25 protein-coding genes and 1 riboswitch are annotated in these 26,035 nt (G+C 47.4%); of the genes, 7 read left to right on the top strand and 18 right to left on the bottom strand.

Annotated elements, in window-relative coordinates:
• Window positions 1-3: 3 nt before the first annotated feature.
• The 6 genes from BLQ44_RS07520 to BLQ44_RS07545 form a co-directional block, all read right to left on the bottom strand.
• Window positions 4-723 carry a ThuA domain-containing protein gene (locus tag BLQ44_RS07520; protein WP_093193283.1) on the bottom strand — a complete coding sequence of 240 codons (720 nt, stop codon included), beginning with the start codon at window positions 721-723 and terminating at the stop codon, window positions 4-6.
• A 50-nt stretch (window positions 724-773) separates the two neighbouring features.
• On the bottom strand, window positions 774-1,805 hold the full coding sequence (locus BLQ44_RS07525; RefSeq protein ID WP_093193284.1) for a LacI family DNA-binding transcriptional regulator: 1,032 nt from the start codon (window positions 1,803-1,805) through the stop codon (window positions 774-776).
• A gap of 15 nt (window positions 1,806-1,820) precedes the next feature.
• Window positions 1,821-2,645, bottom strand: coding sequence for a carbohydrate ABC transporter permease (locus BLQ44_RS07530; protein WP_093193285.1), 825 nt, complete (start codon window positions 2,643-2,645; stop codon window positions 1,821-1,823).
• Window positions 2,645-3,505 (bottom strand): carbohydrate ABC transporter permease, encoded by an 861-nt coding sequence (locus BLQ44_RS07535; RefSeq protein WP_093193286.1) that lies wholly within the window; start codon window positions 3,503-3,505, stop codon window positions 2,645-2,647. The genes BLQ44_RS07530 and BLQ44_RS07535 overlap by 1 nt, the downstream gene beginning before the upstream one ends.
• Window positions 3,506-3,672: 167 nt before the next feature.
• A complete protein-coding gene (locus tag BLQ44_RS07540; RefSeq protein WP_093193287.1) occupies window positions 3,673-4,992 on the bottom strand; it encodes an ABC transporter substrate-binding protein in 1,320 nt (439 codons plus the stop codon).
• Window positions 4,993-5,305: 313 nt separating this feature from the next.
• Window positions 5,306-5,506, bottom strand: coding sequence for a DUF2188 domain-containing protein (locus tag BLQ44_RS07545; RefSeq protein ID WP_093193288.1), 201 nt, complete (start codon window positions 5,504-5,506; stop codon window positions 5,306-5,308).
• A gap of 153 nt (window positions 5,507-5,659) precedes the next feature.
• A riboswitch (SAM riboswitch) is annotated at window positions 5,660-5,772 on the top strand.
• Window positions 5,773-5,912: 140 nt separating this feature from the next.
• Between BLQ44_RS07545 and metX the strand changes: the two genes are divergently transcribed.
• On the top strand, window positions 5,913-6,965 hold the full coding sequence (gene metX / locus BLQ44_RS07550) for a homoserine O-acetyltransferase MetX (RefSeq protein WP_176757468.1): 1,053 nt from the start codon (window positions 5,913-5,915) through the stop codon (window positions 6,963-6,965).
• 305 nt (window positions 6,966-7,270) lie between these two features.
• Here the strand turns inward: metX and BLQ44_RS07555 are convergent, their stop codons facing one another.
• The 8 genes from BLQ44_RS07555 to BLQ44_RS07590 all read right to left on the bottom strand — a co-directional run bounded on the left by BLQ44_RS07555 (window position 7,271) and on the right by BLQ44_RS07590 (window position 14,084).
• A complete protein-coding gene (locus BLQ44_RS07555) occupies window positions 7,271-8,464 on the bottom strand; it encodes a polysaccharide deacetylase family protein (RefSeq protein ID WP_093193290.1) in 1,194 nt (397 codons plus the stop codon).
• Window positions 8,465-8,536: 72 nt separating this feature from the next.
• Complete coding sequence (gene rpiA / locus BLQ44_RS07560) at window positions 8,537-9,241, bottom strand: ribose 5-phosphate isomerase A (protein WP_245688128.1); 705 nt, start codon at window positions 9,239-9,241, stop codon at window positions 8,537-8,539.
• 51 nt (window positions 9,242-9,292) lie between these two features.
• The gene (locus BLQ44_RS07565; protein WP_093193292.1) at window positions 9,293-9,916 is read right to left on the bottom strand and encodes a response regulator transcription factor; all 624 of its coding nucleotides are present in this window, start codon (window positions 9,914-9,916) and stop codon (window positions 9,293-9,295) included.
• Window positions 9,891-10,922, bottom strand: a complete 1,032-nt coding sequence (locus tag BLQ44_RS07570) for a sensor histidine kinase (protein WP_093193293.1) — start codon at window positions 10,920-10,922, stop codon at window positions 9,891-9,893. Before BLQ44_RS07570 ends, BLQ44_RS07565 begins: the two co-directional genes overlap by 26 nt.
• A complete protein-coding gene (gene liaF / locus BLQ44_RS07575) occupies window positions 10,919-11,623 on the bottom strand; it encodes a cell wall-active antibiotics response protein LiaF (RefSeq protein WP_093193294.1) in 705 nt (234 codons plus the stop codon). Before liaF ends, BLQ44_RS07570 begins: the two co-directional genes overlap by 4 nt.
• A gap of 59 nt (window positions 11,624-11,682) precedes the next feature.
• The gene (locus BLQ44_RS07580; RefSeq protein WP_093193295.1) at window positions 11,683-12,297 is read right to left on the bottom strand and encodes a PspA/IM30 family protein; all 615 of its coding nucleotides are present in this window, start codon (window positions 12,295-12,297) and stop codon (window positions 11,683-11,685) included.
• A gap of 13 nt (window positions 12,298-12,310) precedes the next feature.
• Entirely contained in the window at window positions 12,311-12,643 is a 333-nt protein-coding gene (locus BLQ44_RS07585; protein WP_093193296.1) for a lmo0954 family membrane protein, read from the bottom strand.
• A gap of 352 nt (window positions 12,644-12,995) precedes the next feature.
• Entirely contained in the window at window positions 12,996-14,084 is a 1,089-nt protein-coding gene (locus tag BLQ44_RS07590) for a M24 family metallopeptidase (RefSeq protein ID WP_093193297.1), read from the bottom strand.
• A 137-nt stretch (window positions 14,085-14,221) separates the two neighbouring features.
• Here BLQ44_RS07590 and BLQ44_RS07595 point away from each other — a divergent pair, with 137 nt between their 5' ends.
• Window positions 14,222-14,620, top strand: coding sequence for a hypothetical protein (locus BLQ44_RS07595; RefSeq protein ID WP_093193298.1), 399 nt, complete (start codon window positions 14,222-14,224; stop codon window positions 14,618-14,620).
• Window positions 14,621-14,937: 317 nt separating this feature from the next.
• Here the strand turns inward: BLQ44_RS07595 and BLQ44_RS07600 are convergent, their stop codons facing one another.
• Entirely contained in the window at window positions 14,938-17,169 is a 2,232-nt protein-coding gene (locus BLQ44_RS07600; RefSeq protein ID WP_093193299.1) for an MMPL family transporter, read from the bottom strand.
• A 126-nt stretch (window positions 17,170-17,295) separates the two neighbouring features.
• Between BLQ44_RS07600 and BLQ44_RS07605 the strand changes: the two genes are divergently transcribed.
• Window positions 17,296-17,928, top strand: a complete 633-nt coding sequence (locus tag BLQ44_RS07605) for a TetR/AcrR family transcriptional regulator (RefSeq protein ID WP_093193300.1) — start codon at window positions 17,296-17,298, stop codon at window positions 17,926-17,928.
• Between the two features lie 41 nt (window positions 17,929-17,969).
• On the opposite strand, the gene BLQ44_RS07610 is transcribed toward BLQ44_RS07605, so the two are convergent.
• Both BLQ44_RS07610 and BLQ44_RS07615 read right to left on the bottom strand, forming a co-directional pair.
• Entirely contained in the window at window positions 17,970-18,560 is a 591-nt protein-coding gene (locus tag BLQ44_RS07610) for a biotin transporter BioY (protein ID WP_093193301.1), read from the bottom strand.
• Between the two features lie 83 nt (window positions 18,561-18,643).
• On the bottom strand, window positions 18,644-20,887 hold the full coding sequence (locus BLQ44_RS07615) for a helicase C-terminal domain-containing protein (protein WP_093193302.1): 2,244 nt from the start codon (window positions 20,885-20,887) through the stop codon (window positions 18,644-18,646).
• A 627-nt stretch (window positions 20,888-21,514) separates the two neighbouring features.
• Between BLQ44_RS07615 and BLQ44_RS07620 the strand changes: the two genes are divergently transcribed.
• Genes BLQ44_RS07620 through cysK form a run of 3 tightly spaced genes read left to right on the top strand, consistent with a single transcriptional unit; the run spans window position 21,515 to window position 24,062 of the window.
• The gene (locus BLQ44_RS07620) at window positions 21,515-22,435 is read left to right on the top strand and encodes an SGNH/GDSL hydrolase family protein (protein ID WP_093193303.1); all 921 of its coding nucleotides are present in this window, start codon (window positions 21,515-21,517) and stop codon (window positions 22,433-22,435) included.
• A gap of 16 nt (window positions 22,436-22,451) precedes the next feature.
• A complete protein-coding gene (locus tag BLQ44_RS07625; protein ID WP_093193304.1) occupies window positions 22,452-23,117 on the top strand; it encodes a YpmS family protein in 666 nt (221 codons plus the stop codon).
• Between the two features lie 15 nt (window positions 23,118-23,132).
• Window positions 23,133-24,062 carry a cysteine synthase A gene (gene cysK / locus BLQ44_RS07630; RefSeq protein ID WP_093193305.1) on the top strand — a complete coding sequence of 310 codons (930 nt, stop codon included), beginning with the start codon at window positions 23,133-23,135 and terminating at the stop codon, window positions 24,060-24,062.
• Between the two features lie 228 nt (window positions 24,063-24,290).
• Here cysK and BLQ44_RS07635 read toward each other — a convergent pair whose 3' ends face one another.
• Complete coding sequence (locus tag BLQ44_RS07635; protein ID WP_093193306.1) at window positions 24,291-24,902, bottom strand: trimeric intracellular cation channel family protein; 612 nt, start codon at window positions 24,900-24,902, stop codon at window positions 24,291-24,293.
• 128 nt (window positions 24,903-25,030) lie between these two features.
• On the opposite strand from BLQ44_RS07635, the gene BLQ44_RS07640 reads away from it, so the two are divergent.
• Window positions 25,031-25,981 (top strand): ring-cleaving dioxygenase, encoded by a 951-nt coding sequence (locus tag BLQ44_RS07640; RefSeq protein ID WP_093193307.1) that lies wholly within the window; start codon window positions 25,031-25,033, stop codon window positions 25,979-25,981.
• The last annotated feature ends 54 nt before the right edge of the window (window positions 25,982-26,035 follow it).

Raw genomic sequence — 26,035 nt, forward strand, 5'->3', positions numbered from 1 at the left:
ATGTCACTTCTCGGAAATGTGCTCAAGTGGTTGGGCATTACCGTACTGATGCTTCGGTCCATTCGTATTCTTCGCCCATCTCACACCGTTCTGAATCACTTTCTGCACGTCTTCATGATAGTACGTAGGGTACGTTTCATGACCCGGACGGAAGTAGAAGATCTTTCCGTTTCCGCGCTTGAAGGTTGCACCGCTGCGGAAGACTTCGCCACCTTCGAACCAGCTTAAGAAAATAAGCTCATCCGGTGCAGGAATATCGAAGTGCTCGCCGTACATTTCCTCTTTTTCGATGTCGAAATACTGTCCGATTCCCTCTGCAATCGGGTGCGTCGGATCTATGTTCCACATCCGCTCCTTGTCGTCCGCCTCACGCCACTTAAGGTCACAACCTGTGCCCATCAGTTTCTTGAAGACTTTCGAAAAGTGTGCAGAATGAAGAACTACCAGCCCCATTCCATCAAGGACCTTCTGCTTCACTCGTTCAGCGATTTCCTCTTCGACTTCCTCATGAGCTTTGTGTCCCCACCATACGAGAACGTCCGTGTTGTCGAGAACTTCTTCCGTGAGACCGTGCTCTTCTTCATCAAGTGTAGCGGTAGTTACGTTGTGGCCGTCTTTTTTCAAAAAATCGGCGACCGCTCCGTGAATCCCCTCCGGATAAATATCGGAGACGACCGGGTTTTCTTTTTCATGACGGAATTCATTCCATACTAGTACATTCATACGTCTACCCCTTTCTGTGCAACGTTAAGCGAAAACGGTTGCACCTTTCCTCAAAAAATTTTACTGCGTTCCGTGCAGGATTGTCGTTCTATGATGTTGGTCGGGATGACCAGACTTCTCTTCAACATGTCCGGTTTCTTCAGTTTTTCTACGAGGGTTTCTGCAGAGTAATAACCGAGCTGATCTGCATTGGTATCGACCGTGGTCAGCGCCGGGCTCGACAACCTGGAAACGATGGTATTGTTAAAACTGATGATGCTCATCTCTTCTGGGACATCTACCCCAGCTTCTTTAAGTGAAGTAATGACAGAAAGAGCATGAAAATCATCCATGACGACGAGGGCTGTCGGAGGTTCCGGAAGTTCCAAAAGCTCCTGCACAATCGATGTACTCTCATAACTCCCGTCGCGCCTGTATTTGACATATTCTTCTCTCGATTCGCACCCGTGAGTGGCAAGTGCTTTTTCATACCCTTCGATACGGGCTTTAGTCACTTCAAAATCCGCTTCTCCACCTACGATGCCGATCCGTTCGTGTCCGAGTTGGATCAGGTAGTCCGTCGCTTCATTCGAAGCCTGGACGTTGTCATTATCTACATACATAACATTCGAAGCGTCGACGAGAGGTTTTCCGATCATGACGAATGGAAAGTTCTGTTGCATGAGATAAGGTACCACCTTGTCATCCTCTTTCGAATAAAGAACGACGATACCGTCAACCCGCTTTCCCTGGACCATTTTAACGACATCCTGGAAAATAGCTTCTTCCGATTCCCCTGTCGTTAAATTGAGACTGTAGTCATTTTCCTGACAGGCTTTGCTTATACCACTCAATAATTCTGAGAAAAACGGGTTATCGAAGGAATGGGAACTCGAGTGCTTCATCACTACGCCGATCGTCTGTGTCGTCTGACTGACAAGGACACGGGCATTGTAGTTCATGTAGTACCCCATCTCTTCCATCACTTTGCGCACTTTTTTCTTTGTCGCAGGACTGATACGGGGGCTATCCGCAATGACGCGCGACACTGTCGAAGGAGCGACATTCGCCTCCTTTGCTACATCTTTTATAGTCACAGACATTCGTCAAACTCCTTTCTATTTCACAGCACCCTCGGAAACACCGTCGATGATCTGCTTCTGAGCGAAGAAGTATCCGATAATGACCGGGATGATCGCGATGGTAAGACCGGCAAGTGCCAGGTGCCACTGCTTCGTATACTGACCGAAGAAATAGAACATCTTCAGCGGAATCGTCGCATTCGCTTCACTCAACACAAGCGACGGAAGCAGGTAGTCGTTCCAGATCCAGATCGTGTTCAGAATTGCAACCGTTACGGAAATCGGCTTCAGAAGCGGGAAAATGATGTGCCAGAACGTCTGAAAACGGTTCGCTCCATCAATGATTGCAGCTTCATCCAAAGACTGGGATATCCCTGTCATCGCTCCGTGGTAAAGGAAAATCGATAGACTACATCCGAATCCGAGGTACATGAAAATAAGTCCTGCTGCGTTAAGCATCTGTGCCTGACCAAAAAGGGCTACTAATGGAATCATAACAGATTGGAACGGAATCAGCATGGCTGCCACAAAGATGAAAAAAATGACGCCCGATAGTTTACTCTTGTTTCTGGCAAGTGCGTACCCTGCCATCGAGGAGAACAGAATGATGATCAAAATACTCAGTCCGGTAATCAGAACCGAGTTGAACAGCGACTTCAGAAACTCCAATTCGATGAATGCATTGACGAAATTCTCAAAGGTAAATGCAGAAGGAAAGCCGAGAACCCCTTCGAAAATGCCTCGCTTCGTTTTGAAGGCGTTTACGATCATCAGGTAGAACGGGGACAGCCATAAGAGCGCCAGCAGAATCCCGAAGATCTCCAGGAGTCTGGTATTACGTTTCTCGTTATCTTTAGCCATCAGACATCCACCTCACGTTTCTTGTTGTAATACACTTGCGTCAGAGCAATGACGGCAACAATCAGGAAGAAAATAACCGCTTTCGACTGGGCATACGCCATCTGGTTATCGCTGAAGGCGGTACGGACGATTTCCATAGCCACCATCTGGGTGGAGTTGAAAGGTCCCCCGTTCGTAAGGGATAAGTTCTGGTCGTAGATCTTGAACGACATCGACAGCGTCAGGAACATACTGACGGTGAAAGCCGGTGCTACCAGTGGGAAAATGACATTTTTGAATCGCTGCATGGCATTGGCACCATCGATCTTCGACGCCTCGATCAATTCTTTCGGTACGTTCTCAAGATAAGCGATATAAATGATCATGATATAACCGGCCATCTGCCAGGCGGTGAGAATAACGAGACCCCAGAACCCGGTGTTCGTCGTCGACAGCCAACCGTTCAGACCCTCGATTCCTGTGATTCCTGCCACATCGCCGAATACCGAAACGAAGATGAACTGCCAGATGAAGCCCAGGATCAGACCACCGATCAGGTTCGGCATGAAGAAGATGGTACGCATCAGGTTATTCGTCTTCATATTTCTCGTCACGAGCAGGGCAAGCCCGAGCCCGAAGACATTCAGTAGTAACACGGTAACTACAGCAAATTTGATCGTGAACCAGATCGAGTTCATGAACTCATCTTCCTGGAACAGATTTATGTAGTTTTCAAAGCCGATGAAATTGTTCGCCGTAATCCCATTCCAATCCGTGAAGGAATAGAAGAATCCATAGATGAATGGAATGACTACGACAATTCCAAGGCCGAGGATCACGGGTGTCAAAAAGAGCCAAAATGAAAGACTCCTGTTTTTCATAAGTAATCTCCTCCCAAACTTTCAAAGCTCTCCTGTCGTCTGATTAACCAACAAGAGCGCCATGATCAGCGCTCTTTGTCGGTGTCTTGATTGAATCTTCTCTCAGCGGATAACGCTGCTTTCCATTTCTTTCTGCAATTTTCAGAAGCCAAGATATTCCCTCTTGATTACTGTCTTGCTTCTTCCCAAGCCGTGGTAGCCTGCTGTTCCACTTCTTCCCAAGTAATATTACCTGCAAGGTATTCCTGCATAGCTACACCAAGAGCGTCTTCTGTCCAGGCAGTCGGTGCTCCAAGGAAGACCCAACCGAGCGTATTGCCTTCATTGGCATACTCATAGATTTCTTTGGAAATAGGATCTGCGATTTCCTGATCTTCATAACCTTCGTAAGCCGGGATGAACTTGAATTCTTCCGTTACGAACTTCTTACCTTTTTCAGATGTGTACATCCAATCGAGGAAGTCTTTAGAAGCCTGTACGACCTCGTCTTCAGATTCTTTGTTTACAACCCAGTAGTTCGGTACGCCGACCGGAATACTTCCTTCGTATCCTTCAACCGGAATCGGAAGAAGTCCTACGTTGTTCTGTGCGAAATCCTGATCCATGGAAGCGATTGTATTATATACCCAGTTCCCCTGTTGGATCATTGCCACATTCCCAAGAGAAAAGTGTTCTTCTACCTGTTGGGAGTAGTCGAGGCTGAGTACCGGCTGAACAGAGTATTCACTTTGAAGATCCGTGAATTCTTTCATCTGATCACCCATCGCGAATTCTACAGTGTCTGCCTGGTAAGCTTCCATCACGTCATGGTTGAACTCATCTGCAAGATAAGCGTTCGCCAGGTGGTTCCCCATTACCCACTTTTCCTTGGCAGGGAAAGCGAATGGCGCTTCGATTCCAAGCTCACCTTTCTGAGAATCAAGCTTTTCTACTGCCGCTTTCAAGTCTTCCATCGTTTCGATAGAGGAAGCATCGATGCCTGCTTCTTCAAAAATCTTTTTGTTATAAAGCAGTCCATACCCTTCCTGGTTGAACGGAAGGCCGAGAACTTTGTCGTCACGACTAACGCTTGTCAATGTTCCATCCAGCGCCGCATTTGCTGCATCCGTATCAGAAACATCCGCTAAGTATTGTTCGTATTCATCAACATCTGTCGGACCACCGACGTTGAATATGTCAGGCTCTTCCCCTGAAGAGAAGGATGTTTTCAAAGAAGCACCATAATCGTTACCGCCACCGACTGTCTTGACGTTAATATTGACGTCCGGATTCTCGTCTTCATACATTGTCACAAGTTCTTCGAATTGATCTTTGAATTCAACTTTGAACTGAAAAACATCTACAGTGACTGCATCGCCGCTACCTTCGTCTCCTCCGTTGCTATCGCCGCCGCTCGATTCTTCTCCGGAACCGAATGAGCAACCCGCCAGAACACTTGAAGCCAAAAGAGCCGTCGCAATACCCGAGTAAAACTTCTTCTTTTTCATTCCATACACTCCTTCTGATATAGGTAAGAGTTGAATCCGCTTACACATTCAGCTAAAAAAAATAGATGATACCGACAAAAAGTTTGTGCATTCGTTTGCAAAAACTTTTAATAAATAATTCCCTCTTCCATCAGGGAACCTCTTAATTTTCGACAACAGTGATGTGAATGCGTTTGCATAGATTCATTGTATGTATCGTAGCATGATTGCAAATAGATTACAATATGATTTCTGAAAATTGTTAGAAACGGAATAGATTCATCCATTAAAAAAAAGCTGAAGGACGGGCCTCCAGCTTTCTTCTAATAGGTGATTAAAAATTTCTTTCTTCTTCTACGTTTCTCTCCTGGTCGAGAATAAGTACTTTACTCGGAGAATTCTTCTTCGCTATCTTTTCCGCTTCTTCGACAGCAGAGTCACGATCTTCGAAAATTTCCGTTGGAGCGACGTCTTCGATTTTTACGAACCAGCCGTCTCCTTCTTTGTTCTGTACTACACTATATTCTTTTACCATAGTTGATTCACTCCTCTTCTTTGATTGGCTACTGTAATTACTTCCCTGTCCCTTTCGCCTTAAAACATAAAGATAATTGTCTGAAAATTGTTTGACATACCGGGGTTCGGTCGTTATAATTTGGATTAAGATTAAATTGAATAGTTCGTTCAACTCTTATCAAGAGCGGCTGAGGGAATAGGCCCTGTGAAGCCCGGCAACCTTCAAACATCGGTTTGAAAAGGTGCCAAGTCCTACAGATCTTAAAGAGATCTGAGAGATAAGAGGAGGTATATGATACATAATCAGCCCTCTTCTTATCCTTTAAGAAGAGGGCTTTTCTTATAGGTTCGTCTCCCTCCGCCGCCTGATGCAGAGTTCATGTTCTAGAAGGACGATCAAGAGACTAACGTATGGAGGGAAAAGCATGTCCGTCAATCGTATCCAACGATGTGAAACCAGCTACAAAGAAATTTCCATAGGAGCTTTCACGTGTGAATCAGGAGAAACACTTCCTGAAGTGACGCTTGCCTATGAACACTTCGGCAACACAGAAGCGCCTCTTCTCCTTATCTGTCATGCGCTGACCGGAAATCAGTTCACGGTCGGAACCGAAGAAGAGCCAGGCTGGTGGAGCGGGCTCTTCGGGAAAGAAGGACTGATCCCGGAAGAAGATTATCAAACGATCACGTTCAATGTTCTCGGGGGATGCCACGGGTCTACCGGTCCGGCGAGCACGAACCCGGAAACCGGAGAAGCTTACTGCCTTGATTTTCCTACCATCACTATACGAGACATGGTCCGAGCTCAAAAACGCGCATTGGAAGTTCTCGGCATCGATCATCTTCACGCTGTGATCGGTGGTTCGCTCGGCGGCATGCAAGTGTACGAATGGGGGCTCCTGTATCCGGACACGATGGATAACCTTTTCATGCTTGCTTCCACCCCTTTCCTAAGTGATTACGGGATAGCGTTCAATCATATCGGAGCGGAAGCTATCAAGCGTGATCCGAACTGGAATGGAGGAGCGTACGATTCCAATGAAGAACTGGACGGCTTTGAAATCGCAAGAATGACGGGCATGGTTACCTATCGCAGCAGCTCTCTGTTCCAGCAGCGATTCAACCGCGGCCAGAACGACGAGAATTATCACATTCAGTCCTACCTCGATTACCAGGGCAAAAAAATCAAAAAACGCTTCGATGCCAACAGCTATCTGTACTTGCTCGAAGCGATGAATCATCATGATATAACCAGAGGACGGGGCACACTCGAAGAAGTCGCTGATCAGTACAAGGCAGACATCTATACGGTCAGCTTTGAAAAAGATCTCGTCTACCCGAAAGAATTGATGGAAGAATTCAGCCTTCTCCCTCGTAAAACAACCCATTACCACGTTGAAACCGAATTCGGCCACGACGGCTTCCTCGTCGAATTCGACAAATGGGGCACCTTTATAAAGTATCACTTGAATGTATAGTCATCCCGCTTAGAAACCCTGGCTTAAGCAGGGGTTTCTCTTTTCAGGTGCACTTTCCTGAAAAAGAAATCACTGCTTAAGACATGCGTTTCTGGATAACGGTACTGGATATCACCTAAATGTATAATCACCCCGTTTAGAAACCTCAGTCATAAGTCGATTGGTCAGCTCCACTCGCATACGGAAGGTTATGAGACACTTTTTCCTTCAGCACCTATGAAATCATCACGTAAATCCAGGAAACGAAAAAAGTTCCGATCGCATCATACGATCGGAACCTGAATGTCCTTAAAATATTTCACTTCTTACTCTTCGATGCGCGGCAAAAGCTCTTCAAGTACTTTCGGTGATTTATCATTCAAATCACTGACAACAAGATACCCTCTGGCCTTAGCATCCTGACGCACCTGATCCACCACCCATTCAAACGGTTCATCTTTCCAATTGGCACGATTGATCAATGCTTGTTCAGGACTTATCTTCCCTGTATCTACAAATATTTCTTCCTGGTCCGTGATGGAAGCAAGCGTCCTGACAGAGCGCTTCTGATGGTTTTCCTGTTCCTGTACAGACATACGTTCCGGAATTCGGTGATTCCACGTATGGGATACAATCTCGTGGCCACGCTCTTTAATGGCTTTTACCTGCTCCGGGTAACGCTCTGCACGGTTCCCCGAAAGGTAGAACATCGCTTGCTGATCATGCTTCTCTAAAATCTGGAGAAGCTGTTCCGTGCGTTCCGGATGAGGACCGCCCATCACGATGACGGGAAAATCAGAAACGGTCTGTTCCGTTACAGGCTTCGTTTCAGGAAGGTCCGTCTTCAGCTGTTCTGAAGAATCAGTCGCTCCCCCCCGCATCACGAATTGTTTCCGAAACTTTTCCTTGAACCAGTCGGGGTGCTCCGATTTATCTATCCGGGTTTCCTCTTCTTCTCCAGGAAAGAGCGTCAGACTGTCTCCTTTGTAAAGGAAATCTCCGAATCTCTCATCGGAAATGGCTTCTCCCACATTCTCTGAAGTTTCCCGCGCCTTCTTCTCTTTCAGAAAGTGAGAAAGAGTTAAGCGTTTGCCATTCGATTTATTGAAGTGAAGATACGTTTCATCCGTCTCTTTTCGATTCTTTCCCCATGTTTCCGTTTCCTTGAATTTAATAACATACGTATCCGGGTCCTCATAGACGATTTCATAATCGACATGCAGTTCCTGCAAAGCAGAAATACCGTTCTTCTGGACACGTTGATAGCTTTCCTTTTTAAATACAGAACGTTTTCCGTTCAAATAATCAAGCACGGTCTGATCGACCTGATCGTTCGGTGTTTCCGGGTAGTGCATGACGATCGACAAGTCATCGAACATTTCTATTTTTGTCTCTATGTTCGCATCATAATCCTCATAATCATTGGCTTTCACCGTCTGTATGCCATCCTTCTCACCGGCATCTGCCATAAATGAACAGCCGCCCAACAATAAAAATAGTCCTATTAATAGTAGTCTCATTTTCTCCCTCTACATTTCAAAATATTACACAGTCAGCACCATTGTAACATGTTTGTAAAGGGAAAGGGAGGGTCACACGGAAAGAATTTCGATCGGATACCCGGCGAACAGACCCGTCTCTACGACGCCCGGAATTCCTTTGAGATCCTTTTCTGCATCGGCATCTATATTATCGAATGTCACATCCAAAATGACGTGCCCGCCTTCCGTGATGACAGGACCGTCTTTCTTCTCGGCCATACGCATCTTGATATCCGTCACTCCGGAGAATGCTTCCAATTTACTTTCTACGAGGTGAATCGCTCTCGCATCGACTTCCACCGGTACAGCGAATTTCTCCCCGAGACGAGTTACGATTTTGCTTTGATCTACAAGGATATAAGTCTTTTCGGCACTTGCCATCACCAATTTCTCCCGGAGCATGGCGCCGCCTCGACCTTTGATGAGACGATACTCTCCATCGACTTCATCGGCTCCATCAAAGCCCCAGTCAGGTTTGGAATCGATGAGTGTCGTAGTCGGCAACCCTAATACGGAACAATTCAATTCCGCTTCTTTGGAAGTCGGGATTCCTTTGACGTCGATCCCTTCTTCTTTTACACGTTGGACAATTGCCTGCAGGGCAAGAAAGGCGGTAGAACCTGACCCGATTCCTATAACGTCTCCGTCTCTGACCTTTCCGGCCACCTGATCGGCTACCTGCTGCTTCTCTTCTTTATTGGAAATGTCTCCGGACCAGTTCAGGTGACTGGCTAGTTGATTCGTCCATTTCATCATCGATACCTCCTGGTTGAATTATGTACTGCTCTTAGTTTATCAGAAATTCCCTCACTTGATTAAGTGATGTTTGAAAGCATAAACTACCGCCTGGGTGCGGTCGTGCACTTCAAGCTTCCCGAGGATATTACTGACATGTACTTTGACGGTCTTCAAAGCGATGAACAGCTGATCGGCGATTTCCTGATTCGTCTTCCCTTCTGCCATCAGCATGAGGATTTCTTTCTCCCTATTGGTAAGCTGCTCATGGAGCGGATCGTTTCTCATTTTATTCATAAGCTTCCCGGTCACTTCCGGCTCGAGAATCGATTGCCCCCCATGCGTCGCACGGATCGCCTCAGCGATTTCGTCTGCTTTCGACGTTTTCAAAAGGTAGCTGACGGCTCCAGCTTCGAGTGCAGGGTATACTTTTTCATCATCGATGAAGCTCGTCACGATAATGATCTTCGCTTCCGGCCATTCCATGATAATCCGCTCCGTCGCTTCGATTCCGTCCATCTCTTCCATGACGAGATCCATGAGAATGATGTCCGGCTTCTCCTCAAGCGCTTTCTGTACTGCTTCCTTCCCGTCATCCGCTTCTGCGATGACTTCGATATCCGGCTGTGCTGAGAGATAAGCGGACACCCCTATTCTCACCATCTCATGATCATCCGCGAACAGTACTCGAATCATCGACTTCTCCCCCTTTGGTATAAGGTACTTTCACTTCAATCCTCGTCCCGTTGCCTTTCACACTCACCACTTTCAGCACCCCGCCGATTTCAAATGCGCGTTCCTTCATATTGTCGAGCCCATAAGAATTGGAAGCCGTTCCTTCCGCGTCGAAACCTTTTCCGTCATCCTCGATACGAAGAAGGATGAACCCGTCTCTGTGAAGAAGTTGCACGCTGAGCTTCTCAGCCTCCGCATGCCTGAGCGTATTGGACACAGACTCTTGCAGAATCCGGAACAGCTGGTCTTCTATCCCTTTTTCCAAACCTACGTCTTCGAGCTTCTTTTCGACATGAAGCGGGACTTTCTGCGTCAACTCTTCAAGGAGTTCTTCCGTCCCTTCTCTCAATGTTTTCCCTTTAAGCGGAACCGGTCGCAGATGAAGGAGCAGGGCCCTCATCTCAAGCTGAGACTGGTGGATCATCTTCTCTACCATCTTCAATTGACGGTTCTCCTCCTGTTGCTCATTGATGGCGGACATCATCATCGAAGCGGCAAAGAGCTGCTGGCTGACGGAATCATGCAATTCCCGCGCCAGACGACTCCTTTCCTGGGCCACCACTTCCTGAAGGCTTTTCTCCCTCTCTTCCGCACGTTCGGAAGCCTGCTTGCGCGAAAGTTCTGTCTGTCTCTCCATTTTCTCTCCGATGGCCGAAAGTCTCCCGGTGAGATCCTCCCCGAGGTCCTCCTTCGTTCCGGAGCCGATAGGAACACCTTGTACAAGAGAGTCCAGATGCTGGTAGAGAGCTTTTTGCCTCTGTTTCTCCTGGAGACCCTGGGCAATACCGGTACCGATCCCAAGAATAAGCGCGACTATGACTGGCACAAGAACGAACGGAATATCAAGTACCTCTTCTGTATAAAGAAGCGACCATTTCTCCGGAGGGAATATGAAAAGGGTGAGTCCCATAAGGAAAATTGAAAACATAAGAAAGAGCAGAGTATGCAAAAGAATGGTTTTTTTCATATGCGCTTCACCTCGACATCCCCGGAGAAAACGGAAGTGACGATGCGCACACTCGGGGACTCCGCGCCATAATGTTCGGTCTGATAATGAATATTCTGATTCCACAACTCTTTCTTACCGTAATCGAATATCGTCGCCCTTCCGATCACAGAGCTGTGGTCAACCGCGATCTCGGTATCATAAGGGACATAGATCGTGATATTCCCTACCAGATGTCTGATAGAGATGAGGGCTTTATCCGGTAAAACCGTCCGACTCAAATCGATCGTCTTATCTCCTACACCCCCGTGGATATTAATGTCGTTCCACGCATAGGCCTGCGGAGTAGATTCATCACCCCATACTTTCGAGGATAAGACCGGTTCTTCCGGAGGCTGGGGAGGGGATTCCGGAAAAGAAGGCGAGTCCGTGCGTTTGCCTGACTGGAAATAGTTATAGAGGAAAAGTACGAGAAATAGAAACAGAAGAAAGCGGACAATCGCCATACTCAGAATCGTCATGATAAGAGAGACGAGACCGATCCAGAACATCACTTTTCCCGATGTGCGTTCATAGGAGCGGTGTCCAAAATAAACGAGGAGTCCACTGATCAGTAAGGAAAACAGGTTGCCGCCGTCGAAAAAGATGATTTCGGCCGCAAGAAATACGACGAGAACAAGCAATAGTTTGTTGATCGTATCGGTCCCTATTTTATCAAACATCGTGGCTCCCCCCTTATACACATCCTTCTCCCGCGCCACCTGACACGGGAGAGAGTCTGTTATTGTCGTTTCTCCAGCTTCGCCATCTCACTATCAAACGTGGATTGCTGATAGGAACGATGAATCTGCTGTTCAAGCTTTTCCATGTGACGATCGAGCTCGGAGAATCGGCTGTAAGGCTTATCTGCCGCATCTTCCGAAACCCGAGTGATCCGGTGATGAGCTTTGGCGATATTCTCGCGCCCCATCAGTTCCATGCGTTTCACATGCATATCTTTCAGTTTATGCTTCATTTCTTCATATTTGCGTTCAAGTTCCTGCAGTTGACCGTCGGATTCCTGCTTTGATTGTAGCAGACGTTCTGCGCGATTGGTATAGGCTTCTTTCTCCATCAGGGCGAATTCCATCATTTCCATTTCCCCCGCATTCTCCGCTACCGTCGCCTGGTGACTGCGCTTGTCTGCCATCGCACGAGCCTCTTCATATTCTCTTACAAACTCTTCCTTCAGCTTGTACTGACGTTCAATGAGCTTGCGCACGTTCTCCGTCTCTTTTTCACTTTCTCTCAGGTACTGATTGAGGAGAGCCATCGGATTCTTCTGTTCTTTCTTATCAAGTACTTCATGCATATCAGCAGTAATAGAATCTTTCATTCGTGTAAAAACGTTAGTCATCAGTAACTCCTCCTTATTGTAGTTCTTTCCACTGTTTCTCGAAATTGGTGAATGGGTCATCAGAAACTTCCGGTTCTTCCTTTTTCCAATGCTTATAGATCAGATACAACCCGTATAAAGCAGCTATGCCGATCAGCGCAGGGAGATTCGGGGTAATGATGCTGAGCACAATCAGCCCGACAATCGCCCAGCCGATCTTAGCTCCCGTCGAGTCCGTCTTGACGAACTGCTTGAACACGAGATACAGCAGCCACACACCGATCGCAAGCATAATCATCGGTCCTAGACTTGCAAGGACTATGGCAACGGCTGCCAGTGCCCCTACGAACAACAGAAATTGTTTCATATCATCTCCTCCTTCAACTACTATGTTACAGAGAAGCGGCGTTTTCGGTAATGAGCCGGAGACATATCTTTATCTACGACTTGAGATGTAGAAGTGAAAAGCGAAGACATCCCGTTTAGAAGCTCTAGTCTAACCCTTTTTTCAGCAAATGAACTACTCAGTCATTTGCTTCCAGCTCTGAACGGTCCATTTCTTTTCTATTGAACCGTTCGGAACAAAAACGGCACCCTTGAACGGTTTATTTCTATATAAATGAACCGCTCGGAAAGACCCCTTCATAATCGAACGGTTCACAACCATTCAAAAAGAACCGGTACAAGCTCCACAATAGCTCGTACCGGTTCCTCACTTATCATTTTTCAATTATCCGCAATTCTTTCGTCGTTTTCGTCAATGTTTCATAGCCATCTTCTGTCACCAGCACATCATCTTCAATCCGCACACCGCCGACAGCAGGGTCATAGATTCCCGGTTCAATCGTATACGTCATTCCTACCTGTAACACGTCATCATTTAAATGACTCATCGATGGAAACTCGTGAACGTTGATTCCGAGCCCGTGCCCGATCCGGTGAGGGAAATAATCCCCGTAGCCTGCTTCCGTGATGATGTCTCTTGCTACCTGGTCAAGGTTTCCGATCCGTGTCCCCGGCTTGCTCAACTTCAACGAAGCCTCTTCAGCACTTCTCACCGTTTCATAGATTTCCCGCTGCTTGGCATCCACTTCACCGAAAGCGACGGTTCTCGTAATATCAGACGTATACCCTTTCCAGACGACCCCGAGATCGAATAGTACAAGATCCCCTTTTTTCAGAATGCGGTCTCCTGGATTTCCGTGGGGATGGCCGGCTTTTTCCCCGAAAAGCACCATCGTGGAAAATGACATTTCACGGACGCCCCGTTTCTTCATCTCAAACTCGATGGTCGCCAGAACTTCCATTTCCGTGACCCCTTCCGAAAGGGCAGCGACTCCGGCTTCCACCCCTTCATCTGCAAGGGCAGCGGCCTCCCTCATCATTTCGATCTCTTTCTCATCTTTGATCACACGCTGACGATTCAATATATCCGTTACATCTTTCACCTGATGATCCTCGAGGAGTGCCAAAAGACTTTTCGCACGTCCGTAAGAAAGGTGTTCCTCTTCAATCCCGATTGTATGTACGCCTTGTAAATGTCCTTTCAGTTTCTTCCACGGATCTTCATGGTCTTCATAAGCTACAATTGTTCCATGAAATCCGGCCTCTTCCAGTTGCGCTTTTTCCATCGCCGGCAGAACCGCAACTGTCTCTTTATTCGGAAAGACCAGCAATCCAAGCAGCCGCTCATGTGGATCCGTCAAAAACCCGGTCAGGTAAAAAAAGTTTTCTTTCGTATTGATGAAGCTCGCATCCATCTTCTGATTCTTCAATTCTTCACATAGCACTTCGATTCTTCGTTCCATCTTATCCCCTCCTCCCTCTATCGTATCGGAAGGAAAAAAGAATGCCAACTTCTTGAGAACTTTTCAACAATTTGTGTTTCTATATTTTTCTACCTTCGAAATTCTGTATAATGGACAAGCAGGAAGGAGTGAAATCCATGGATCGTACACGTTTTCTAGTAAAAACTTCAGCCGTTTATGCATTCATCGGTGCATTCATCGGCTCTCACATGGCCGGAGGCGGTGGGTTACAACTCACAGCGATTCACGCCCACATTCTTGTGGTCGGGTGGCTATCGCTATTCGCTTTCGCCATGTTTTATAAAGTGTTTCCGATACCGAAAGATTCCAAGCTGGCAACCGCTCATGTATGGAGTTCTTTTATCGGGGTTTTCGGACTGACCCTCGGTATGTGGTTATACTACACCAATCCGATTCCGGGACTGGAAACATTCAGCACCATTTTCTTCATCGTAGGCGGAACCATCCTCCTTATCGCTTTTGCCCTGTTTCTCGTCATTGCTTTCAAACATAGTAAGTTCATTACAGAAGATTAAGCATTGAGAGCGGAGAAGAACGTTTAGAAACCTCAGTCATAAGTAGGCAGGTAAGATGATAGGCGCTCTTTCCTTTCTCTTATCCTGCCTACTTAAGGCTCGGGTTTCTGGGTGATGTAGCTGGATAGGATTGAGAGCGGAGAAGAACGTTCAGAAGCTCAAAGATAAGCAGACAAGCCTCGCTTCGGGCGTTTTTCCCCGAACAGGGTTGGCTGCTTATCTTTCGGGCTTCTGTTCTTCCTAGCTCGATAAGATTGAGAGCGGAGGAAAGAAGCATAGAAAAGCGGAGCCACGAGCGGCTCCGCTTCTTTTTCGTATTATTTTTCTTCTCTTACATATACTTGGTCATCTTTCGTTTTGGAGATTTTCGCAGGCCAGAAGGAGTATCTTCCTAACACCTTCGTAATCGCCGGGACAAGGAACGGACGGACAACGAATGTGTCAATGAGGACACCGACTGCTGTAACCGTACCGAACTGGACGAGTACCTGCAGCGGCAAGACGGCAAGTACAGCGAACGTTCCTGCCAAGATCAGCCCGGCAGATGTGATTACACTGCTGGTACTGCTCACCCCATCACTGATCGCTTCATCAAGTTTCATGTGCTCCCTATTTTTCCAAATGCTCGAGATCATGAAAATGTTGTAGTCATTCCCGAGAGCAACCAGGAATACGAAAGAATAAAGCGGGATCAGCCCTTGCATCGCGGAGGCTCCCATAAAGTAATGGATGATGATCCAGCCGAGACCGAGCGCCGACAGATAGGATAAACCGACTGTCAGCAGCAGGTAGCCCATCGCAACGACGGATTTCAAGTAAGAAACAAGAATCAAGGCGATGATTACGAGAACAACCGGTATGATAAGGTTCTGGTCACTGCTTGTCACCTGCTCCGTATCATAGAGACCGGCCGTCTCCCCGTTAATCCATACCTGATCTTCAGGATTCTCGACTCCTGCTTCCTCAAGCCACCCTTCTACTTCATTTTTCAACTCCGGAACAAAATTAACCGCTTCTTCGGAGTAAGGGTCGATGGATAGAGTCACGCTGTACTGCTTGTAGCTCGCATCCTCCTCCCCTGTTTCCGGTTCTCCGACACTTTCTACGTTATCAAGCGAAGCAATGTCTTCCTGCAAAGATACGTCTTCCTCCGTCTTCACGAGAACCTGGGCCGGAGCAACCTCCCCGTCCGGATAATGCTCGCCGATAATGGAGAAACCTTCACGGGACGGCATATCTTCCGGAAAAGAATCGAACACTCCGTACGTATAGTTGATCCGAGGGACGAATAATGCAAGAATCCCGAGAACGACGACGGTGACAACGATAATTGTCCAAGGCTTGCGGACGGTGATATTCCCTGTCCACTTACTGAAACGACTTCTCGTTTTCGGTCGTCTCACTTTTTTACCTTTCTTGGACTCGAGTTCTTTGATCATACTTTCCGTTCTAGGAATAAACGGGAAGAATGCAGCCCGGCCGATCAAAGCGAGAATAGCCGGAAGCAGTGTCAATACAGCGATCGCCATAATGATGATGGCTACACTGAACGGTACGGCGAACCGATCATAGGAAGCGTATTGCGCAAGCACCAATGTAAACAGACCTACAGCTGTAGTAAGTGCACTGATCACGATGGCACCGCCGGAATGAGCAATCGCTTTTGTAATCGCTTTGTATTTGTTCGGCTCCATCAACAGTTCATCCCGGTATCTGGTAATGAGGAACAGACAATAATCCGTCCCTGCCCCGAACAGGAGAACCGTCATAATCGAAGCGGCCTGGGAATCAACGACGATCCATCCCTGATCGGCGAAGAAACCGAGGAGCGGACTGATGATACCATAGGCGAACCCTACCGCTACAAGCGGCACCACAGCAAGAATCGGTGAACGGTATAGGATAACGAGTAAAAATAGCACTAGCAGAACAGTAGCTATCAGCAGCGTTACATCTGCATTACTGAAAAGCTCTGTTGAGTCCACCTGAATCCCTACGGCTCCCGTATAACGGACATGCATCCCGTCTTCAGATAGATCCGTATCAAAATAATTCTCCCCGGTGACTTCCGTAATACGTTCCTGCACAGTAGCGAGCACCGGCTGAAGGTCTTCCGCGTTCGCCTCTGTACTGAAAAATACCGGTGTGGTCAGTGCTTCTTCATCTTCAGAAGCGGATTCAAGCAATGCCTGTGGCGGCAGTTCCGCAAATGGAGGTATCATAGACTGGTACTCCAGAGGGTCCTCTTCGAGATTGCTGTAGAACTCCTGGATATCAGCGAGATCCTCCTGTTCAAGCCCTCCGTCTCTATGCCAGACAAGTAACAGTGGAACTCCTGCATCATTCGGAAATTGTTCATCCGCTATATTCGATGCTTCCACCGACATGGCATCTTCCGGCAGTAGCTGACTGCCACCGGTCGTTTCATCATTCACCTGCGGCCATATCACCGATACGACGGCGACGATGGCCACCCATATAAGAAGTGTCACCCATCTCGTTTTGGAGGCGGCAACGAAATTCCCCCAGTTCTTCCATACATTTCTCATCTCTTCACCCACTTTGTCTATTTTTGTTTCATACTAGAATTATATATACTAGTCAGTTAATTATCTAGTCATCTGATTCGTGGTACAATTAGGAAAATCGAACCGCCTCAGGAAAGGGATGAAGTTATGGAGAATGGCCACAAGAAATCTCCCGGACGACCTAAAGCGTCAGAACAGAAACAACCGACCTCAGAAGCCATTTTACAATCAGCTCAAACGCTGTTCATGGAGTACGGGTATCAGCGTGTGTCCATCGATGACGTTGCCCGCCATTGCGGAGTGACGAAAGCCACTGTCTACTATTATTATGAAACCAAGGCGGAGCTTTTCACGAAAATGATGGAAGATATGATGGAGACGATCCGCGCACAAATGGAGAAAGTCCTGCGTGCAGATGATTCCCTTTATGATAAACTTCTTCGCATAACAAACGCTCACCTAAAGGCGACGTTCCACATCGACATGGAAGGATTCCTACGGGAAACGAAGGCCTCTCTTTCCGAAGAACAGCAGAAAGCGATGCAGGAAGCCGAAGATACCATGAATACGACACTTGAAGAAGCCTTCACGCGGGCAATGGACCAGGGGGAGATTCCATCCGTCCCGCTGAAGTTCGCGGTCCAGACCTATGTTACGCTTCTTCGTCTCGGAAATTATCGGGATCAGGATCACAGGCCCTTGTTTCCTTCGACGGAAGAATCGGCTGAAGCCATCGTTGACTTCTATTGGAACGGAATGTTTCCGCAATCGAAAGAATAATATAAGATTACCCTTTTCCCCCATTATTAAAACAGGCATCCTCACAAGGAGGACGCCTGTTTTTGTCTTAATCTCGTATTTTTCAGGAAGGAACCTTCCAGGCGGGTGGCTGCTACTGCAGCTACGAATGCAAGGGCCCCGTCTTTCACAAGGAAAGGAATCATGCTGGCCCAGGCAGTTGTGTAGCTGATGCCTGCACCCTCGCCAACCCACAGAGACAAAGCTGCATACATCCACGTCACACCGATGACGTAATTGACAGCAAGACCTGCGAAGGAAGCTGTGACATACATCGGAAATTCACGGCGATTCTCAGCGATTTTACCCGCCACAAAAGCGATTCCCATAAAAGAAAGAATGAATCCGAACGTCGGGTCAATGAACGTCCCCATACCTCCTTTGAAGCCTGCGAATATAGGTACGCCGATCAACCCGATGACCATATAGACGAACATTGCGAACACTCCTCGCCTGCTCCCGAGAATCAAGCCTGCCAAAATAGCGACGAATGTCTGCAGTGTAAGCGGTACGCCCAGCACCGATAAGAACGGAGCGACCGCTGTTATGTTGGCCCCGATAGCCATAAGAGCCACAAACATCGCACCGATGGTAATATCATATGTACGTTCCATGTGTTAACCCTCCTTCATCTTATAGGTTAACTTTAATAAAAGCGGCCATATGTGTCAACCTCACTTTACCAAAAAAGGTTGACTCACCTCGGTTGCCATTCGTCCGGCAACAGCTGCTGATAGAGAGGGGTCTTGAAACGATCGTCGATAAACTGAATCACCCCGTGGTCCTCTTCGGAACGGATCAACCTTCCCCCGGCCTGGAGCACTTTGTTCATTCCCGGATAGACATAGGCATAGTAGTACCCATTTTTTCCCTGTTCTTTGAAATACTGTTCAATCAACTCTTTTTCAATACTCCGGGGAGGAAGGGCAACCCCGACGATAGCTACTCCGACAAGCCGCTCCCCTTTCAGGTCCACCCCTTCCGAGAAAACGCCACCGAGCACTGCGAACCCTATGATTTCACTCTGCTCCGTGAACTGATCGAGGAACTCTTTCTTCCTTTCTTCATCCATGTTGCGTTCCTGGACGACCACCCGCTTTCCCCATTTCTTAGCATAGGCATATACAAGATCCAGATAATGATAAGATGGGAAAAAGAAGAGATGGTTCCCCGGGTGATCCTCCGTCTGCTTCTTCAATTGATCCGCAATATGCTCCGCCGTCCGTTCCCTGTCTTTGAAACGGGTGGAAAGCGGTGTGAATACAGGCGTGATCTGTTCTTTTTTAAAAGGAGAAGGGAGACGAAGAATATAATCCTCAGGCGTCCCTCCGAGCATCTCTTTATAATAAGCGAATGGCGAAAGGGTCGCGGAGAAATAGACGGCGAACCGGTACGCTTTTGTAACGTTCCTCACGACGACGCTCGGATTCAGACAGTAAAGCTTCAACTCCTCCCCCTGTTTCCCAAGATAAACGAAATGATCGTCTTTCAATTCAAGCATATTCAGGAAATGCTGAGCGACGAAATATGCGTTCATCACGTCATCTTCCTGTTCTTCAGGGGGAAGGTCGCGCAAATATGCTTCCATTTCTTCCACGAACGCTTCAAGCCTCTCTTCTAACAGGCCGGGGATGTCGTCGGTCGAAAATTCTCTCCCGTGCTCCTGGAAAAGAGTCGAGATATCCGATTGGATCGAATCCGCCAATTTCTTGATATAGTCTGACGTGACCAGAGTAGAAACGGCTTCGAACTCGCTTGATACGAGAGAAGCGGAGTACATATCCCTCGCTCTCTCCACCAGGTTGTGCGCTTCATCAACAAGCAGCCCCATTTTTTTCGTCCGGTCCCGGGAGAGGCGTTTCAAGGCAACTCTCGGATCATAGATGTAGTTGTAATCCCCGATGGTTACATCAGCGGCATACGTAAGATCGAGGGAGAATTCGAACGGACAGACCGTATGTTTCCTGGCGTATGCCTCAATAACTTCACGGGAAAGCAGCGGTTCTTCTGTCAATATGTCAACGAGCGCTCCATTGATACGATCGTAATACCCATCAGCAAATTGGCAATACTCAGGCTGACAAATCGTCTCTTCCTGGAAACATATCTTTTCCTTTGCGGTCAGCGTCACGGAAGTAAGAGACAGGCCCTCCTTCTGCATAAGACCGATCGCTTCTTCCGCCGTTTCCCTCGTCGTCGTCTTGGCCGTCGCGTAGTACAGCTGATCAAGAGACTCTCCTCCAAGTGCTTTGATTCCCGGAAACAGGGAAGAAATCGTTTTTCCGATGCCGGTCGGTGCCTGTGCGAAAAGGGTTCTCCCTTCTGTAGCTGTTCGATACACGCTTCCTGCAAAAGTACGCTGTCCCTCCCGGTAAGAAGGGAAAGGGAAACCGAGATCAGGAACCGTCTTTTCCCTCTGTTCGCGCATACGAAGAAGGATAGACGCATAAGGTGTATAAGCATTTACCATGTAAGCGACTTCTTCTTCGAGCTGAGTGACAGACAGATAGCGGCGGTAGCGCTCTTTCTGTTTGGACGTTTTCTGGACGTATGTCAGTTGTACGTGCATCCCTGGCAGGTCCTCTTGTTTACAATATAGAAACGCATACCCGTAAGCCTGACCCCAATGCTCCGGGAAGCGGTCTTCCTCAAGCTCCTCGACCTCAAGCGCTGTCGACTTGATCTCATCGATGACAGGACCATCCTCTTCAAACAAAACACCGTCACAGCGGCCATGGATATGAAAATGAGCCTCCGACGTTTCATATACGTATTCAAGATACACTTCTCTCTCTTCTGTATCTTTGTATTCTTTCTGAACCTCCTGGTGAATCGCCGTCCCTTCCGTCAATGCTTTCCGGGAGCGGAACCTCTCATCGATATCACCGCGTCTATGAGCATACTCCGCAAGTTCCCGAACAGAAATTTTCACCGATTCCATTCAACATCACCTTTTTTCCTTCCTGACTTTCGTATGTATATTATACACCCCGTGGAAAGTGGTATAATAGTAAAGGAAGTGAAGAAGCCCGTTCAGAAGTTCTAACATAAGTAGACGGCTCTGGCTTCGGATGCTTTTCTCCGAAACAGAGGTGGCTACTTATGTTACGGACTTCTGGGCTTCGCAGCTGGACTGAGTAAAGGAAGCGGAAATTTCCCGCTTAGAAGCTCTGAGCTAAGCAGACCTATCATAAGAAAGGCGTCCTTTCCTTTCTTTGATGGGGCTGCTTAGGTCACGGGCTTCTGGAAGTTGTAGCTGGACTGAGTAAAGGAAGCAGAAACTTCCCGCCTAGAAGCCCGACGTGAGCAGGCAAGAATATGAGGTGCTTTCGCACAATCTGATTATCAAAAGCATCGCATAAAAACTAATATGAAATGCTTTCACATCCTGATGAATCAGAAAGTGTCGGATAGTGATTTTTATAAGACACTTTTCCGAATACAGATTTGAAAACTATCGCATACTAAGTGGCCTGCTCCGAGATAGATACTTGAATTTCCCGGCTTCGCAGCAAAATGAAACGGATATTTGAAACTTCACAGAAAATAAACCATCAGGTGAGCGATTATGATAAAAAAATGGACGATTATGATCATCGTTCTTCTTGCGACCCTCTCCGGTCTCTTTCTGTTATTCGGAACACCCCTTTCAGAAGAAGAACCTTCTTCACCACAGGTTTCACCCCCTGCAGAACCTGAAGAAGAAACAGCGACCTCTCCTCCTGAGAACGAGACGGACACGGAAGAAGAACCAGAAGAAGACGCAAGCTTAAGCGAAGACATAAGAGACGCATTCTCGAGTGTACTCGAAAGTGCCCGTACTCTCTTTATACGAAATGATCTGAATATAACCGCTATGGGTGACTCCCTTACCCAGGGTGTTGGAGATGGGACGGAAAAAGGCGGGTATATCGGAATTTTGGAAGAGTCGATCAATCAGAACACCGAAACAGCCGCGGAAAGGGTACAGATCGATAATTTCGGCAAAAGGGGCAACCGCACCGATCAACTGTTGAAACGGATGGAACAGGAAGAAATCAAGGAATCCATTGAACAGGCGGACCTTGTCCTTATTACGATCGGTGCCAATGACGTCATGAAAGTTGTAAAAGATAACGTGGCCTCTCTCGACTATCAGCAATTCGTAGAAGCGCAGAGCGATTATGAAGCGAATTTGCGCAAAATATTCACGAAAACCCGGGAGTTGAATCCGGATGCGGACATTTATATGCTCGGGGTCTACAATCCGTTCAATCAATATTTTAATCATATTCCGGAACTGAACCAGATCATGAGCGATTGGAACCGGATCAGCAAGCAGGTGATGACGGAGTTCACCAATATCTCCTTCATTCCGATCAGAGACATCTTCGAAAGTACGGAAGAGGATCTGCTGTGGGAAGATAATTTCCATCCGAATGAACTGGGGTATAAACGGATAGCGGAACGCGTGTTAGAATATATAAGAGATGATATTGAAGAACAATAACTAGGTGGAGTTCAATTTGAAACGTTTGAAGGATCTCATCATTGATAACAAATGGAGAAGCGCGTTCTTTGGCCTTGTACTTGTGAACTTGGGCATCATCCTTTGGCTGTTGGCCCTGGTGTTCCTCCCGACCGACTACACCCTTGTGAATGTCGACCGGGAACGTACCAATACGGACGCTGAATTTACGATTGTGTCCACAAAAGATAATTTAGAGCAGCTTACTAATGAATACCTGAATGAATTATCATCCCAGACGATCTTCAACTATTCCATATCTCTGGATGAATACGTAGAATTGACCGGTAATATCCGGGCGTTCGACCAGGTCATTCCGATCACCGTCGAACTCGAGCCCGTCGTCGAGGATAATGGCGACCTTATTCTTGAACAGCGCGGCATATCTCTTGGGAAGCTCCCTCTTCCGAGCAACAAAGTATTGGAATTCGTCAAGAAGAATTATGATCTTCCTGAGTGGGTCGTCGTGAATCCGGAAGAAGAGAACATTTATGTCGCCCTGACCCAGATGGAAACAGAGAGCAATTTTCAGCTGGGAGTCGAACGGTTTAATTTGAAATCCGACCAGCTCGCCTTTAGAATAGCTGTACCAAAAGATAGTTTCCAACTCGCCCAGCAAGTCGTAGCGAACAACGACCTTGAGTTCAATAATGACAACAATTAAAGGATGTGACCCGCAATGGATGTAGTAAATAATATTGCCGACCTGATCGGAGATACACCGCTCGTCAAATTGAATCGACTGGCACCGGAAAATGGAGCCACTATTTACATGAAGCTTGAACGCTTCAACCCGAGCGGCAGCGTAAAAGATCGGGCTGCTTTCCAGATGATGAAACAGGCTGAAGAAGATGGTCACCTCAAACCGGGTGCAACAATCATCGAGCCGACGAGCGGGAACACCGGAATCGGCCTTGCGATGAACGCGGCTGCGCGCGGCTATCATGCCATCTTAGTCATGCCCGATACGATGACGCAGGAACGCATCAACCTGTTGAAAGCGTATGGAGCGGAAATCGTTTTGACTCCCGGTAGTGAGAAGATGCCCGGAGCCATCGCAAAAGCGAAAGAACTGACGAAAGAGATCGACAACAGCTTCATGCCGATGCAGTTCGAGAACTTCGCAAACCCCGATGCCCACCGTCACACGACAGCTGTGGAAATCAAAGAAGCGATGGAAGAGCTCGGAAAACCTCTTTCTGCTTTCGTTTCCACTGCGGGAACGGGCGGGACTATCACCGGCACCGGTGAAGAATTGAAGAAATTCTATCCCGACGTAAGCATCCACGTTGCTGAACCTGCAGGGTCCCCTGTTCTCTCCGGCGGCAAACCTGGAAAGCATAAACTCGTCGGAACAAGCCCGGGTTTCATCCCTGATATTTTGAACCAGGAGATCTATGATGAGATCCTTCAGGTGACAGATGAAGATGCTTACGACATCACAAGAAGACTAGCCCGTGAAGAAGGGCTCCTTCTCGGAACATCCTGTGGAGCCAGTTGCTGGGCTGCCATTGAAGTAGCCAAGCGTATGAATCCGGAAGACGTTATTGTCGTCATTGCACCGGACACTGGCGAGCGATACCTCTCCGGGGATCTATTCAGATATTAAAAGATAAAGACCTGTACGGGAAGACGACTTCCTGTACAGGTCTTTTTTGTAAAAGTCGTATGAGACACTTTTCCCTATAGAAAATAGAAAAACGGCTTATAACTTATGAATTCAGCTATCTTTCCAAAAGCTACAGCTTAAACTATGCCATGAAATTTTTTATAAGGCGCTTTTGACTTAACCACTTCGAAAACTACCTCATATCCGATCAAGCTCGCTCTGATTCTCCTAAATCCGGTAAAAATCCCGGAAACGAAGGTGCCATCCCATATGGAAAGAAGTGATCCTCAAAGCGATGACAGCAACAAACAGACTATACATCTGCACGACACTATCGAGATTCACCCATCCCATACCGACGACAAATCCCGCTGCCATCGCCCATACAGCATAGATCTCCTGGTGCAGAACCATCGGACGTCTTTGCGCAAGCACATCACGCGTCATCCCTCCCCCTACGCCGGTAAGAAGAGCAGCGAACATCACACCTCCGAGCGGAAACCCTTGATCCATCGCGAACATGGCCCCGCCAATCGCAAACGCCGATAACCCGATCGCATCCGTGTAAACGTTCCATCGGTCCATGAACATGACCCAGCTTTTCGGAAAGAAATACGCTACCGTAATCGTTGCGATCCCCACATAGAAGAAGATTCCCTGCTCCCATACGTGTACAACCGGCACGTCCAAAGCGATGTTCCGTATAATCCCTCCGACAAAAGCTGTAGCCAACCCTAGCATATACGTGCCGAAAATATCATAACGCTCACTCATAGCTACAATCGCTCCACTGAACGCAAAAGCCATGACCGCGATCATATTCAAAATATCCCAGGCCATCGTCTTCCCCCATCCTTTCTGTCTGTTTGGAAATATATCACACTTTCCTTCCAAGGAGGAGGATCTTTGACTTTTTTCTTTTTTTCTATTATAATTATCTTGAATTCAAGATAAAAGGAGGCGATCCCGTGGAAATCAAAGGGATTCACCACGTATCAGCCATTACCAAATATGCTCAGGACAACTACGATTTCTATACAGAAGTGATGGGACTCCGTCTCGTCAAGAAAACGGTCAATCAGGACGACCCTTCCATGTACCACTTATTCTATGCAGATGCGGAAGGGAATCCAGGAACGGATTTCACATTTTTTGAAATACCGATGCTCGGAAACACGTACGAAGGGACCAATAGCATCTCTACGACCTCTCTTCGCGTACCGAGCGATGAAGCTCTCTCCTTTTGGCAAAAAAGATTGGAAGAAGACGAGCTTTCCGTAGAACCGATCATTACGCGCTTCGGACGTCAGATGTTATTTTTCCGTGACCCGGAAGACCAGCGTCTCGCACTCGTCTCTGATGAAAATAATCAGGGCGTAGCTCCCGGTGTGAGACAGGAAACGGACGATATCCCATATGAGTATGCTATTCAGGGACTTGGTCCTGTCTATTTCACCGTGCCTGCCCTGGAGCCGACAGAACAGATTCTTGTTGACATTCTCGGATTCGAAAAGATAGATGAGGAGGAGAATATCCACCGTTTCTCAGCAGGAGAAGGTGGAACCGGAGCGGAAATCCACGTAATCGAGGATAGCTCCCTTCCTCGGGAACGTCCTGGTAAAGGAAGCGTCCATCATGCCGCTTTTCGGGTGCATGACAAAGATGAGCTGGAGAAATGGGTCCAGCGTATCCAGGAGGCTGGTCTTGTGAACTCAGGACTCGTCGATCGTTACTATTTCCAGTCACTTTATTTCCGTGAGCCGAACCATATTCTTATCGAATTAGCAACGGACGGTCCCGGCTTCGACACTGATGAACCGATGGATTCCCTTGGTGAAAGCCTCGCCCTTCCGCCTTTCCTTGAAGAAAGACGAGAGGATATCGAAAATAATCTGAAGCCGCTCCACTCTAAAAAATAACCGTTTCCTTTGACTACCTTCTTTCAGTAAAGGGTACACCTTTACTAGAAAGAA

It is taken from the genome of Salimicrobium halophilum (assembly GCF_900100295.1).
In the GTDB taxonomy this organism is placed as follows: Bacteria; Bacillota; Bacilli; order Bacillales; family Halobacillaceae; genus Salimicrobium; species Salimicrobium halophilum.